Origin of the sequence: Pseudomonas sp. P129, assembly GCF_020312195.1 — a bacterium.
In the GTDB taxonomy this organism is placed as follows: Bacteria; Pseudomonadota; Gammaproteobacteria; order Pseudomonadales; family Pseudomonadaceae; genus Aquipseudomonas; species Aquipseudomonas fragariae.
The window spans coordinates 58,923-71,723 of record NZ_JAGPYS010000008.1 but is presented as its reverse complement, the minus strand read 5'-3'; the positions used below and the strand labels follow the sequence as shown (position 1 = coordinate 71,723).

General features: G+C 59.9%; 13 protein-coding genes. 8 read left to right on the top strand and 5 right to left on the bottom strand.

Annotated elements, in window-relative coordinates:
* Positions 1 to 117: 117 nt before the first annotated feature.
* Positions 118 to 1,305, top strand: coding sequence for a C17 cyclopropane fatty acid synthase CfaB (cfaB, locus tag KBY02_RS18740; protein WP_024641006.1), 1,188 nt, complete (start codon positions 118 to 120; stop codon positions 1,303 to 1,305).
* 46 nt (positions 1,306 to 1,351) lie between these two features.
* Here the strand turns inward: cfaB and cls are convergent, their stop codons facing one another.
* Entirely contained in the window at positions 1,352 to 2,791 is a 1,440-nt protein-coding gene (gene cls, locus KBY02_RS18735; protein WP_024641007.1) for a cardiolipin synthase, read from the bottom strand.
* A 169-nt stretch (positions 2,792 to 2,960) separates the two neighbouring features.
* Here cls and KBY02_RS18730 point away from each other — a divergent pair, with 169 nt between their 5' ends.
* Positions 2,961 to 3,482, top strand: coding sequence for a DUF3617 domain-containing protein (locus tag KBY02_RS18730; protein WP_003316040.1), 522 nt, complete (start codon positions 2,961 to 2,963; stop codon positions 3,480 to 3,482).
* Between the two features lie 200 nt (positions 3,483 to 3,682).
* The gene (locus KBY02_RS18725) at positions 3,683 to 4,909 is read left to right on the top strand and encodes an N-acetylmuramoyl-L-alanine amidase (protein ID WP_024638986.1); all 1,227 of its coding nucleotides are present in this window, start codon (positions 3,683 to 3,685) and stop codon (positions 4,907 to 4,909) included.
* Positions 4,910 to 4,914: 5 nt separating this feature from the next.
* Here KBY02_RS18725 and KBY02_RS18720 read toward each other — a convergent pair whose 3' ends face one another.
* Entirely contained in the window at positions 4,915 to 5,298 is a 384-nt protein-coding gene (locus tag KBY02_RS18720) for a hypothetical protein (protein ID WP_024651559.1), read from the bottom strand.
* Positions 5,299 to 5,438: 140 nt separating this feature from the next.
* Here KBY02_RS18720 and zigA point away from each other — a divergent pair, with 140 nt between their 5' ends.
* Together zigA and KBY02_RS18710 are read left to right on the top strand one after the other, a co-directional pair.
* A complete protein-coding gene (gene zigA, locus KBY02_RS18715) occupies positions 5,439 to 6,647 on the top strand; it encodes a zinc metallochaperone GTPase ZigA (protein ID WP_058399163.1) in 1,209 nt (402 codons plus the stop codon).
* A complete protein-coding gene (locus KBY02_RS18710) occupies positions 6,647 to 7,297 on the top strand; it encodes a DUF1826 domain-containing protein (RefSeq protein ID WP_058822543.1) in 651 nt (216 codons plus the stop codon). Before zigA ends, KBY02_RS18710 begins: the two co-directional genes overlap by 1 nt.
* A gap of 3 nt (positions 7,298 to 7,300) precedes the next feature.
* Here KBY02_RS18710 and KBY02_RS18705 read toward each other — a convergent pair whose 3' ends face one another.
* Positions 7,301 to 7,675: a hypothetical protein gene (locus tag KBY02_RS18705; RefSeq protein ID WP_011269409.1), complete on the bottom strand. Its 375-nt coding sequence runs from the start codon at positions 7,673 to 7,675 to the stop codon at positions 7,301 to 7,303.
* A gap of 52 nt (positions 7,676 to 7,727) precedes the next feature.
* On the opposite strand from KBY02_RS18705, the gene KBY02_RS18700 reads away from it, so the two are divergent.
* Positions 7,728 to 8,699: a CobW family GTP-binding protein gene (locus tag KBY02_RS18700; RefSeq protein WP_058399177.1), complete on the top strand. Its 972-nt coding sequence runs from the start codon at positions 7,728 to 7,730 to the stop codon at positions 8,697 to 8,699.
* A 136-nt stretch (positions 8,700 to 8,835) separates the two neighbouring features.
* On the opposite strand, the gene KBY02_RS18695 is transcribed toward KBY02_RS18700, so the two are convergent.
* Complete coding sequence (locus tag KBY02_RS18695; RefSeq protein ID WP_003401310.1) at positions 8,836 to 9,228, bottom strand: DUF3301 domain-containing protein; 393 nt, start codon at positions 9,226 to 9,228, stop codon at positions 8,836 to 8,838.
* 118 nt (positions 9,229 to 9,346) lie between these two features.
* Here KBY02_RS18695 and pdxY point away from each other — a divergent pair, with 118 nt between their 5' ends.
* Complete coding sequence (pdxY, locus tag KBY02_RS18690; protein WP_024642075.1) at positions 9,347 to 10,213, top strand: pyridoxal kinase PdxY; 867 nt, start codon at positions 9,347 to 9,349, stop codon at positions 10,211 to 10,213.
* A gap of 47 nt (positions 10,214 to 10,260) precedes the next feature.
* Here pdxY and KBY02_RS18685 read toward each other — a convergent pair whose 3' ends face one another.
* Positions 10,261 to 10,746: an acyl-CoA thioesterase gene (locus KBY02_RS18685; RefSeq protein WP_003316052.1), complete on the bottom strand. Its 486-nt coding sequence runs from the start codon at positions 10,744 to 10,746 to the stop codon at positions 10,261 to 10,263.
* 291 nt (positions 10,747 to 11,037) lie between these two features.
* Here KBY02_RS18685 and KBY02_RS18680 point away from each other — a divergent pair, with 291 nt between their 5' ends.
* Positions 11,038 to 12,801, top strand: a complete 1,764-nt coding sequence (locus tag KBY02_RS18680) for a cation:proton antiporter (protein WP_111522543.1) — start codon at positions 11,038 to 11,040, stop codon at positions 12,799 to 12,801.

Below are 12,801 nucleotides of genomic sequence, written 5' to 3'. Positions count from 1 at the left end.
TTCCCCCGCAGTTGATTCATAGCAGTTTTGCCGTCGCCAATGCCTTTTCGGGCCCTTTTGCAGGGTCCTTGCTGGATTACTCTTTTTTGAGTCTCTGGATAAGGGGGTGATTTTGAAATGCTTACACAACTTCCAACGACCTTGCAGAATCTTCATCTGCCGTTGCGGCTCCGGCTCTGGGACGGTCATCAGATGGACCTCGGGCCTTCGCCCAGCGTCACGATAGTCGTCAAGGATCCGCAACTGGTCTCCGACTTCAGCCACCCCAGTCTGGGCCTGCTTGGCAGCGCGTTCGTTGAGGGTAGGCTGGAACTGGAGGGTTCAATCAGCGAAGTGGTCCGGGTCTGCGATGAACTGACCCACGCGCTGGTGGACGATGACGACAGCGCAGGCAATCCGGTCCGGGTCGAGCATGACAAAGACACTGATGCGGCGTCGATTGCCTACCACTACGATGTTTCCAACGACTTCTACCAGCTCTGGCTCGACAGGGAGATGGTCTACTCCTGCGCGTATTTCAAAACCGGCGACGAATCGCTGGAGCAGGCGCAGCAGGATAAATTCCACCACCTGTGCCGCAAGTTGCGGCTCAAGCGCGGTGAGTACCTGTTGGACGTCGGCTGCGGCTGGGGCGGGCTGGCGCGTTTTGCGGCTCGTGAATACGGCGCGAAGGTCTTTGGCATCACCCTGAGCCAGCAACAATTGGCGCTGGCCCGCGAACGCGTGCAAGCCGAAGGTCTGCAGGACAAGGTCGACCTGCAACTGCTCGACTACCGCGACCTGCCGCGGGATGCGCGCTTCGACAAGGTGGTCAGTGTCGGCATGTTCGAGCACGTCGGGCACGCCAACCTGCCGTTGTACGCGCAACGCCTGTTCGGTGCAGTGAAGGAGGGCGGCCTGGTGATGAATCACGGCATCACCGCACGGCACACCGACGGTCGTCCTGTCGGGCGTGGTGCCGGCGAGTTCATCGATCGCTATGTTTTCCCCAATGGCGAGCTGCCGCACATGGCCATGATCAGCGCCCAGATCAGCGAAGCCGGGCTTGAAGTGGTCGACGTAGAAAGCCTGCGCCCGCACTACGCGAAAACCCTGGAGCACTGGAGCGCACGACTGGAATCCCGGCTCGACGAAGCCGCGCGCATCGTGCCCGAACAGACCCTGCGCATCTGGCGGCTGTACCTCGCAGGCTGCGCCTATGGATTCACCAAAGGCTGGATCAACCTGCACCAGATACTCGCCGTAAAACCCTTCGCCGACGGCAAGACCGGACTGCCACTGACGCGTGAGGATATTTATGGGTGACGTCCCGTTTAGCCCCTCAAGGCAAGCAGCGTAGCGAGCACAGGTCTCACAGAATCGGTGAAATCAGCCGTGCCACGCGCATACCCAGTTGATGCAGACGCCGCGTTTCGTGGCTTTCCTGTACGGAGATTTCGCGGGCGAGGTTGAAGTCGGCGGTGAGCATGGATTCCACCTGGCTGGAAAAGTCGCTGTCGACGGTCAGCAGCATCAATTCGAAGTTGAGGCGGAACGAGCGGTTGTCGAGGTTGGCGCTGCCGATGGCGGTAATCTCGTTGTCGACCAGGACGACCTTCTGATGCAGGAAGCCCGGTTCGTAGCGGAACACCCGTACGCCGGCACGCACAGCATCGAAGGCGTACAGACTTGAAGCGGCGTACACCACGTAATGATCGGGGCGCGACGGCAGCAGCAGGCGCACGTCCACGCCGCGCAATACCGCCAGGGTCAGCGCAGCGCTGACGGCTTCGTCAGGTATGAAGTAGGGGCTGGTGATCCACACGCGCTCTTCGGCAGCATGGATGGCTTCAACGAAGAACAGCGAGCAGGTTTCCTGCGCATCAGCCGGGCCACTGGTCAGCAACTGGCAAAGCACACCGTCTTCGGGAAATTCATCAGGCAGGCTGAGCGGTGGCAGTTCGCGGGTGGCCCAGAACCAGTCCTCGGCGAACGACTCCTGCAAGCAGGCGACCACCGGGCCGATGACTTGCACATGAGTGTCGCGCCATGGGGCCAGCGGCGGCTTCAGCCCCATGTATTCATCACCCACGTTATGACCGCCTATATAGCCTTTCAGGCCATCGACGACAACGATTTTGCGGTGATTACGGAAGTTGATCTGAAAGCGATTGAGCCAGCCGCCGCGTGTGGCGAAGGCTTTTATCTGCACGCCACCGTCGCGCAGTTTATCGATATAGACGCCCGGCAAGGCGTGGCTGCCGATACGATCGTAAAGCACAAAGATCGCTACACCTTCGGCGGCTTTTTCCAGCAGCAGCGACTGCAGCTCGCGGCCGAGTTTGTCGTCATGGATGATGAAGAACTGAATCAGGATGGTCTTTTTCGCTTCACGGATGGCCTGAAAAATCGCCCCGAAGGTTTCTTCGCCGTTGATCAGCAGCCTGACCTTGTTGTTGGCCAGCGCCGGCATGTTGCCCAGCTTGGGCATTGCCCGCAGCGCCGCATAGGCATCCGATCGACGCGCAGCCACGGCCTCTTCCATCCATGGCCGCCAGTTGAGGCTGCCGATCGCGATCCGCATTTCCTGGTTGGCCTGGCGACGCGCCTTGATGTACGCATCGAATGAGCTTCGGCCGAACACCAGATAAGGCAGCAAGGTGAAATAGGGAATGAACAGCAGCGGCATCGCCCAGGCAATTGCGCCTTGGGAAGTCCGCACGGTCAGCAATGCATGGATGGCGGCACCTGTACCGAGTAAATGAATGAAACCCAGGACGTAACCGAAAAAGTACGGGTCGTGATAATCCATGTGGAACAATGCTCCTCGCCTTTGCTGCCTAACAGACCACAGCTGAACAGGAATGTCGCTATTTAATTCCGGGTGCAACTGGGCGACATGTGTGCCGTCTAAGGTTTATCTTTTGGCTGGATTATTCCAGTCTCGTTTTCATCCGTAATGCCCGATCAGGAATCTTGAAATGAACAAACGCATGTTGGCTTGGATGTTTTGTCTGGCGGCTCCTTTGGCTCAGGCGCAGATGCTGCAACCGGGTTTGTGGGAGCTGACGTCCAGCAATATGAAAGTGGACGGACAGCAGCTGCCGGACATGCAGTTGATGCTGGGGCAGTTGCAGAATCTGCCGCCCGAGCAGCGTGCGATGATGGAACAGATGATGAAGAAGCAGGGCGTCACCCTGGGCGGCAAAGGTGTGAGGGCCTGCCTGACTCAGGCTCAGGTGCAGTCGGACGACATTCCCCTGACTGACCCGGCATCCGGATGCACGCAAAAGATCACGGCGCGCAACGGCAAGACCTGGAACTTCCAGTTCAGCTGCCCGAAAGCCAAGGGCACCGGGCAGGCGCAGTTCCTGAGTGATCGCGAGTTCACCACCAACGTCGTCGGCACATTCAACGCCACCGGTCAGCAACAGAACGGCAGCATGGACACCCGCGCGGTGTGGCTGGGGCCGCAATGTGGCAACGTTGCCCCGCGTACCTGATCAAATTCAGAGAGTTATGTTCCACGTGGAACACGCCGCGCAGAGGTGATGAATTTTTGTCGCCTCTGACAGCGTTTCAGATGACTTAATCTTCATGAAGGGCCTCATCTTTCGCTCGTAACTGCATGTTATATTGTTACTAATGATGTGGATGAACCCTTCGTGAGCCGGGATGCTCAATTTGCTCTTTGAGACGTTCCATGCACCGACGCCAAGTGTTGCTCAACATGCTGCTGGCCAGTGCGGCCCTGACGTTGCCGTTGGGTGCCTACGCCACGCAGATTCGTAACGCCCGTCTTTGGCGTACCAACGACAAGCTGCGACTGGTCCTCGACCTGAGCGGCCCGGTGCAATACAAGACCTTCACTCTGACAGCTCCCGACCGCCTGATCATCGACGTCAGCGGTTCGCGGCTGACCGGCGACTTCAGCCAATTGGCGCTGGACCGTACCGTCATAAAATCGATTCGCTCCGGGCACTACGGCCAGGGTGACGACACGCGCATCGTGCTGGACCTCACCGCACCGGTACAGCTCAACAGTTTCCTGCTTGGTCCGGAAGGCGGGCAGGGGCATCGGCTGGTGCTGGACATGAGTTCCACGGCTCATGCGCCTGTGCAGATGGCTGAGCTGCCGCCGCCAGTGCCTGTGCCGATCCCGACCAGCAAGGCGCACACCGGACGCGACATCATGGTGGTAGTCGATGCCGGTCATGGCGGTAAGGATCCTGGCGCTGTTGGTTCGCGGGGTGAGCGTGAAAAAGATGTGGTGCTGTCCATTGCTCAGTTGCTGGCCAGACGCTTGAAGCGCGAGAAGGGCTTCGACGTACGTCTGGTGCGCAACGATGACTTTTTCGTACCGCTGCGCAAGCGCGTCGAGTTCGCGCACAAGTCCAACGCTGACATGTTCATCTCCGTGCATGCCGATGCTGCGCCTCGGCTGACGGCATCGGGTGCGTCGGTGTTTGCCCTTTCCGAAGGCGGAGCAACGTCGGCAACCGCGCGTTTCATGGCTCAGCGGGAAAACGGTGCGGACCTGCTGGGTGCCACGTCGCTGCTGAATCTGAAGGACAAGGACCCGATGCTCGCCGGGGTGATTCTCGACATGTCGATGAACGCCACCATTGCGGCCAGCCTGCAACTGGGTCACACCGTCCTGGGCAGTCTGGAAGGCATCACCACGCTGCATCAGAAGCGCGTTGAACAGGCCGGTTTCGCCGTTCTCAAATCACCGGATGTGCCGTCGATTCTGGTCGAGACCGGCTTCATCTCCAACAGCCGCGACAGCCAGCGCCTGGTCACGGCGCGTCATCAACAGGCCGTTGCCGATGGTCTGTTCGATGGCCTGCAGCGCTATTTCCAGCGTAACCCGCCAGTCGACTCGCACATGGCCTGGCTGCAGGCGCAGAAGCAGGAACAGCCGGTCTGATCGGCTCAGCGGCAGCCATTCAAGCGGCTGCAGGTGATCTTGCTGCGCGTGCCGCTTGAGCTGGATACCCGGGTGATTGTCGTCCAGCCCACACGCTGCACAGTGCCTACCCAGGCTTCGCCATCAGAAGCCAGCCCGGTAAAAAACGTCAACTGGCCATAGCGACTGTTGGTCTGCGCCCAACGGCGCTTGTCGAGTACCTCGTAGCCCTTTAACCACGTCGTTGATCCGGCGGCTGCCACGCTGTAGCTATTGCCCTGCGCATCGTTGCACGCCAGCAGCGTCGCGCTGCGGGTACAGGTAGCGAGGTCGGCGGAGGGTCTTGGTGGTGCAGCCATCAAATGCGTGCTGATCAGCATCGCCATCAAACCTGTCGAAACCCGTCTCATGAAGATCCCTTCACCAAGGCCATAGCTATTTCGGCTTGTTATACTATAACATCCTGATGTGATTGGAGTGGGCTGCCAGAGGGATTCGTCGCAGCCGACATGAACAAGGTTCAAGCCTTGCAGCTGCCTGGAGAATCCTGATGGCAAATCTTCTACCCGTTACCGTTCTGTCCGGTTTTCTCGGGGCCGGAAAAAGCACTTTACTCAATTACGTGCTGCGCAACCGTGAAAACCTGCGGGTTGCGGTGATCGTCAACGACATGAGCGAGATCAACATCGACGGCAGCGAAGTTCAGCGTGATGTCAGCCTCAACCGCGCCGAAGAAAAGCTGATCGAGATGAGCAATGGCTGCATCTGCTGCACCTTGCGCGAGGATCTGCTCGAAGAGGTCAGCCGCCTGGCACAGGACGGTCGTTTTGATTACTTATTGATCGAATCCACGGGAATCTCCGAGCCGTTGCCCGTGGCTGAAACCTTCACTTTCCGCGACGAGGCCGGCAAAAGCCTGATGGACCTGGCGCGCCTGGACACCATGGTCACCGTGGTCGATGGCGTGAACTTCCTGCTCGATTACGAGGCCGCAGACGGCTTGTCCACACGCGGTGAAACCATGGGTGAAGACGATGATCGCTCGATTACCGACCTGCTGATCGAGCAGATCGAGTTTGCCGACGTCATCCTGCTTAGCAAGATCGACCTGATCAGTTCCATTGAGCGTGAAGAGCTGATGGCGATCCTCAAGCGCCTCAACCCGGAGGCCGAGATTGTGCCGATGGTGATGGGTCAGGTGCCGTTGGCGACGATTCTCAACACCGGGCGCTTTGACTTCCAGCGTGCTTCCCAGGCACCGGGCTGGCTCAAGGAAATGCGCGGCGAACACATGCCGGAAAGCGAAGAGTACGGCATTGCATCAACCGCCTATCGTGCTCGCCGGCCGTTCCATCCGGAGCGCTTTTTCGATTTCATCAATCGTCCCTGGAGCAACGGCAAGCTGCTGCGCTCCAAAGGCTTCTTCTGGCTGGCCAGCAAATACAAGGATGCGGGCAGCTGGTCGCAGGCAGGCGGTTTGATGCGCCATGGCTTTGCCGGGCGTTGGTGGCGTTTCGTGAACCGCGACAGCTGGCCCGAGGACAAGGAAAGCGTCAGTTCCATTCTGGAGAACTGGTCGACTGAGACTGGCGACTGTCGGCAGGAACTGGTGTTCATCGGCCAGAACATTGATTTTGCGCGGCTGACCGCCGAGCTGGACAACTGCCTGCTCACTGATGCGGAGATGGAGGCGGGTGTCGAGCGTTGGCGTGCGCTGGCCGATCCGTTTGGCGAATGGCACGCAGAGGTGGCTGCCTGATGCTGGCCTATCGTTTTAAACCTGAAACCGCAGTCCGGCAGGTACAGGGCGCTACGCCCGATGTGTTGAGCGAGATTCTGCAGGATGGCGTCAACCTGGCGCTCTGGCAGCGTCAGTTGCCTGCGCATATAGAAGATTTCGGTGCCTTGCTGCTGTCGATGGGTGAGCCTCTTGCCGAGTCCATGACCCTGGAAGTGCAGGGCGGCGAGGTCGAGCCTGACCTGAGCGCGCTGGCATCGGGCTATTCCGACCTGCTGGGCTATCAGGGGTTCATTGCCGACGTTTCCTGGCTGGTCAGCGCCTATGCCTGTCTGCTGGGTGCCGAATGCGTTGGCCTGCGCCTGCGGGTGCTCGACAAGGCCATGTGCCCGCGCTTCCATGTCGACCACGTGCCGGTGCGTCTCATCACCACTTACGGCGGGGTTGGCAGTCAATGGCTGCATGAAGGGGTGATGGACCGCAAACAACTGGGGCGTCTGGACGCCGAGCCGACGGATGCTGCCCATATCCAGCAGATCAACAGCGGTGAAGTGGCGCTGCTCAAGGGCGAGCGCTGGCACGGCAATGAAGGTTTTGGTCTGATCCACCGCTCGCCGCAACTGCTGCGCAACGAGCGCAGGTTGATTCTGACGCTGGACTGGCTGGCCTGAGGTTCAGTCAGGCGTTAGCCACTGCCCCTTGCTCTGGCCTTCGCAGAAGGGCTTGAGGTACAGCGCATCACCGGCGACGCCGTAATAGTGGATGTGCTCGCGATACGGCATATTGGCAACCTGCGCATTGCGGCAGACGCCGAACGCACCTGTCGGGCACTGTTGCGAATAGACGGTCTCAGTCTTCTGCCCGGCCAGTTGCGGCTGGCAGAAGCTGTCGTGAAACAGGTTTGCCGGGATGTTGATATTTTCCTGGCAGACCTTCACGTCGAGCCTTTCGGCCTGGCTGTGGACCAGGCACGCTTCGGCCCACGCTGAGCCGCAAGACACTGTCAGCAGCATCAACGCCAGGCGGGCAGACAGCCGCATTACTTGCATCGTTATCCTTCCTTGCTCTTCAATGAACCACGCATTCGCCAAAAGTGATCTCATGCTGCAAAACATACCGACGCATGTCATCGGTGGCCCGCTGGGCGCCGGCAAGACCAGCCTGATCAAGCGCCTGCTGGCGCAGAAACCTGCCCATGAGCGCTGGGCCATACTGATCAACGAGTTCGGGCAGATCGGCCTGGACGCCGCGCTGCTGACTACGGATGCCGATGGTATCGCACTTGGCGAAGTGGCTGGCGGCTGCCTGTGTTGCGTCAATGGCGTGCCCTTTCAGATCGGCCTGGGGCGTTTGTTGCGCAAGGCGCGACCGGACCGTCTGTTGATCGAGCCTTCGGGGCTGGGCCATCCCGCGCAGCTGATGACGCAATTGCGCGAAGCGCCGTGGCGCGGCGTCCTGGATGTCCAGCCCGGCGTGGTGGTGCTGGACGCGCAGGCAATGCTCGCCGGACAACCGTTGCCGAGTACTCAGCAGGAAGCCCTGGCGCATGCCGGGCTGGTGGTCATGAACAAGTCCGAGCAACTGGATGATATCTCTCGTCAGGCATTGACCGAACAGTTGCTGCCGCACGCCTTGATCTGGACCCGACACGGCGAGCTGCCCCTGAGCCGTGTGCCGGGGTTCGCCAGTGGCACCGCTGTGGATAAACAGGCTGTGGATAAGCTGATGCTGCCCAACGGCGTCGGCCACTTGCCCGCGCTATGGACCGACCCGAAGTTGCCGATCTGTCTGAGTCAGGTCAGTGCTGAAGGCTGGAGCATCGGTTGGCGCTGGCATCCCTCGCAGCGCTTCGACCTGCAGCGCATCCTGCGCTGGCTGGAAAGCTTTGATTGGCGACGGGCGAAGATGGTTATCCACAGCGAGGGCGGCTGGTATTCCGGCAACGTCGTTGATGGTGCTCCGCTGGCCTGGCAAATCAGCGAATGGCGTCAGGACTCACGCCTGGAATTGATTTTTTCCACCGCGCAGGATGTGGATAAGTTGCAGGCGCAGATGCTGGAGTGTCTGGCGTGACAGGTGTCAGTTGATAGCTGAGGGCAGGACGCAGAGCGTCCGGAACGGCATGCCAACGCGGAGCATTGGCACGATAGTCAGTCGGGTTCAGGCATGGACATGAGCGCTGAATCGCGGCGACGAGCGTCGTGCGCGGCTACTGCTTCCATTTCTGATGCGATTGACGCCATTCGCTCATCTGAATAACTTCAGCGCTGGGCGGTGGTGTTTTGATTTCAAACGGGTAGGGTGCCAGTTCGATTTGCGCAGTGTGCGCGCCGAACAGGGTGATGGTGCCAGGGTGACGTTGCTCGCCGGTCACCGTGAACTCGAAGCCATACACCCGGGCCAGGCGTTTGCGGCCTTGAGCGTCGCGGGCGAAGGTCAGGCGGCGCAGGGCAACCGCGTCGTCCAGCAGTTGCAGTTCGAGGCGTGCGCAGTGCTGCTTGACGCGTGCCAGGGCCTTTTCGCGCAGACCATGGGCGTGCCACCACCAGGCCGCGGCGCTCGCGAACAGCATCAGCACGAAGATGTTTCCCAGGGTCAGCATGACGGAGTGCTCCAGCGTAGGAGTCGTCAGCTTAACTGTCCTGAGTGATTTACAGCCATACTGCGCGACTTATATTTCTCATTATTGCATTTGCATCGTGTTCAGGATTCCGCCCCCCATGAAACGTACGCCTCATTTGCTCGCTATCCAGTCCCATGTGGTATTCGGCCACGCCGGCAACAGCGCAGCGGTGTTCCCGATGCAGCGTATCGGGGTCAACGTCTGGCCGCTCAACACGGTCCAGTTCTCCAACCACACGCAATACAAGCAGTGGACCGGCGAAGTGCTGGCTCCGCAGCAGATTCCTGCGCTGATCGACGGCATTGCCGCCATCGGCGAGCTGGGCAACTGCGATGCGGTGCTGTCGGGGTATCTGGGCAGTGCGGCGCAGGGCAGGGCGATCCTCACGGGCGTGGCACGTATCAAGGCGGCCAATCCGAAAGCGCTGTACCTGTGCGACCCGGTGATGGGCCATCCTGAAAAAGGCTGCATCGTTGCGCCCGAAGTCAGTGATTTCCTGCTGCAGGAAGCGGCGGCCATGGCGGACTTCATGTGCCCCAATCAACTGGAGCTGGACAGCTTCTCGGGTCGTAAGCCCGAATCACTGCACGACTGCCTGGCGATGGCGCGTGCCTTGCTGGCGCGTGGTCCCAAGGCGATTGTGGTGAAACACCTCGATTACCCCGGCAAGGCCGCCGATGGCTTCGAAATGCTGCTGGTCACCGCCGAGGCGAGCTGGCACCTGCGCCGCCCGTTACTGGCGTTTCCGCGTCAGCCGGTCGGCGTGGGTGATCTGACCTCCGGTTTGTTTCTGTCGCGTGTGCTGCTGGGCGACGATCTGGTTGCCGCGTTCGAGTTCGCTGCGGCCGCCGTCCACGAAGTGCTGCTGGAAACCCAGGCCTGTGGCAGCTATGAACTGGAACTGGTGCGCGCTCAGGATCGTATTGCGCATCCGCGGGTCAGGTTCGACGCCGTGCGTCTGTAAACCCGGCTGCCATCGACGACTCGGGCATCCGTGCCCGAGTCTGCCTCTTACAACGCTTCTTCCTTGATGTCCTGATAGCGCTTTTCCAGTTCCTGACGAATCTGGCGGCGTTGCTGCGCCTGGATGAAACGCCGCTTGGCATCGGCCGATTCGGGCTCCAGGGGCGGGACGCTGGCGGGCTTGCGATTGTCGTCCACGGCAACCATGGTGAAGAAGCAGCTGTTGGAATGGCGTACCGAGCGCTCGCGGATATTTTCGGTGACCACCTTGATGCCCACCTCCATGGACGTGTTGCCGGTGTAATTGACCGAGGCGAGAAAGGTCACCAGTTCACCGACGTGCACCGGCTCACGGAAAATCACCTGGTCTACCGACAGCGTCACCACGTAGCGTCCGGCGTAGCGGCTGGCACATGCGTAGGCCACTTCGTCCAGGTACTTGAGCAGCGTGCCGCCGTGTACGTTGCCAGAGAAGTTGGCCATGTCCGGGGTCATCAATACAGTCATCGACAGCTGGGCGTTTCCGGGTTCCATAGCGTACTCACACGGTCAAGGTGTTCAAGGGGCGCCTATGCTGGCGCTCAAGGGGCTTGCGACAGTTATCGGGACGCTGGCCAGCAGGCGGCCGTCACGCGTCATAACTATCTGTTTCCATATATTGCACCGCCTTTATGTCGAAGGGGGCGGTGTTAACCTGCAAAAACCTGTGGATCGGGTCTTTTCCTGCGTCTTTATCTGATTTTAGTGACGAAAAGGATAGCTGTCGCCCTGTAGGGCACGGCGATATCGGCTTGCAACGTCATCATCACAAGGAGCTTCGCCATCATGCATGCCATCAATTTCATTCAGGACCTGGCAGTGATCATGCTGGTGGCCGGTGTGGTGACCATCCTGTTCCATCGACTCCGGCAGCCGGTCGTACTTGGCTATATCGTTGCCGGGTTCATCATCGGTCCGCACACCCCGCCATTCAGTCTGATCCACGACGAAGAGACCATCAAAATTCTGGCCGAACTGGGGGTGATCTTCCTGATGTTCTGCCTGGGGCTGGAGTTCAGCCTGCGCAAGCTGTTCAAGGTCGGCGCCACGGCGTTCATCGCGGCCTTCCTGGAAATTGCCCTGATGATCTGGATCGGTTACGAGATCGGGCAGTTCTTTGGCTGGAAAACCATGGACTCGCTGTTTCTCGGCGCGATTCTGGCGATTTCTTCCACCACCATCATCGTCAAGGCGCTCAACGACCTGAAGATGAAGAACCAGCGCTTTGCCCAGTTGATCTTCGGTGTGTTGATCGTGGAAGACATTCTCGGTATCGGCATCATCGCGCTGTTGTCCGGCATCGCTGTCAGCGGCTCGGTCAGTTCCGGCGAAGTGTTCTCCACCGTCGGCAAGCTGTCGCTGTTCATGATTGTGGCGCTGGTGATCGGGATCCTTGTGGTGCCTCGACTGCTGTCCTATGTCGCCAGATTCGAAAGCAACGAGATGTTGCTGATCACCGTGCTGGGCCTGTGTTTCGGCTTTTGCCTGCTGGTGGTCAAGCTGGAATACAGCATGGTACTGGGCGCCTTCCTGATCGGCGCGATCATGGCCGAGTCGCGTGAGTTACTGAAGATCGAGCGCCTGATCGAGCCGGTTCGCGACATGTTCAGCGCGATCTTTTTCGTCGCCATCGGTTTGCTGATCGATCCGGGCATCCTGCTGCAATACGCTTGGCCGATCGCCGTCATTACCGTTGCCGTGGTGCTGGGCAAGATGCTGTCCTGCGGGCTGGGCGCTTTTATCGCTGGCAACGATGGCCGTACCTCGCTGCGCGTGGGCATGGGACTGTCGCAGATTGGCGAGTTCTCCTTCATCATCGCGGCGCTGGGCATGACCCTGCAGGTCACCAGCGACTTTCTGTACCCGGTGGCAGTCGCCGTATCCGCCATCACCACCCTGCTGACACCCTACCTGATTCGTGGCGCAGACCCGTTGTCGCTGAAGCTGGCGGCGATCATGCCCCGGCGCGTTGCGCGGGTGTTCGGCATGTACGGCGAGTGGCTGCGCAGCATTCAGCCGCAAGGCCAGAGTGCAGTGCTGGCCGGGATGATCAGGCGGATTCTCTTGCAGGTCGGCGTCAACCTGGCGCTGGTGATGGCGATCTTTTTCAGTGGTGGTTACTTCGCCGAGCGTCTGGGCGGCTACATGAGCGAATGGGTGAGCGATGTCAGCCATCAGAAAGCCTGGATCTGCGGCGCTGCACTGCTGCTGTCACTGCCGTTTCTGATTGCCGCGTACCGCAAGCTCAAGGCGCTGTCGATGCTGCTGGCCGAGATGGGCGTGAAACCTGAGATGGCGGGCCGGCATACCGTGCGCGTGCGCAAGGTCGTGGCCGAGGTGATTCCGTTGTTGTCGCTGGTGGTGATTTTCGTGATGCTGGCGGCGCTGTCGGCAAGCATTCTGCCCGCCAACGAACTGCTGCTGGTGGTCGCTCTGGTTGCTGCGCTGGTCGCTGCATTGCTGTGGCGCTGGCTGATCCGTGTGCATACACGGATGCAGATTGCGTTGCTTGAGACGCTGGGGAATCATCCGGAATCCCCCGGGCATTAG

Bases quoted from the DNA above. Each gene is read 5' to 3' on its own strand.
- KBY02_RS18720 (WP_024651559.1), bottom strand. From the start codon at position 5,298: ATGAGACGGGTTTCGACAGGTTTGATGGCGATGCTGATCAGCACGCAT.
- KBY02_RS18680 (WP_111522543.1), top strand. From the start codon at position 11,038: ATGCATGCCATCAATTTCATTCAGGACCTGGCAGTGATCATGCTGGTG.
- cfaB (WP_024641006.1), top strand. From the start codon at position 118: ATGCTTACACAACTTCCAACGACCTTGCAGAATCTTCATCTGCCGTTG.
- KBY02_RS18700 (WP_058399177.1), top strand. From the start codon at position 7,728: ATGCTGCAAAACATACCGACGCATGTCATCGGTGGCCCGCTGGGCGCC.
- KBY02_RS18725 (WP_024638986.1), top strand. From the start codon at position 3,683: ATGCACCGACGCCAAGTGTTGCTCAACATGCTGCTGGCCAGTGCGGCC.
- KBY02_RS18695 (WP_003401310.1), bottom strand. From the start codon at position 9,228: ATGCTGACCCTGGGAAACATCTTCGTGCTGATGCTGTTCGCGAGCGCC.
- zigA (WP_058399163.1), top strand. From the start codon at position 5,439: ATGGCAAATCTTCTACCCGTTACCGTTCTGTCCGGTTTTCTCGGGGCC.
- KBY02_RS18710 (WP_058822543.1), top strand. From the start codon at position 6,647: ATGCTGGCCTATCGTTTTAAACCTGAAACCGCAGTCCGGCAGGTACAG.
- pdxY (WP_024642075.1), top strand. From the start codon at position 9,347: ATGAAACGTACGCCTCATTTGCTCGCTATCCAGTCCCATGTGGTATTC.
- cls (WP_024641007.1), bottom strand. From the start codon at position 2,791: ATGGATTATCACGACCCGTACTTTTTCGGTTACGTCCTGGGTTTCATT.
- KBY02_RS18705 (WP_011269409.1), bottom strand. From the start codon at position 7,675: ATGCAAGTAATGCGGCTGTCTGCCCGCCTGGCGTTGATGCTGCTGACA.
- KBY02_RS18730 (WP_003316040.1), top strand. From the start codon at position 2,961: ATGAACAAACGCATGTTGGCTTGGATGTTTTGTCTGGCGGCTCCTTTG.
- KBY02_RS18685 (WP_003316052.1), bottom strand. From the start codon at position 10,746: ATGGAACCCGGAAACGCCCAGCTGTCGATGACTGTATTGATGACCCCG.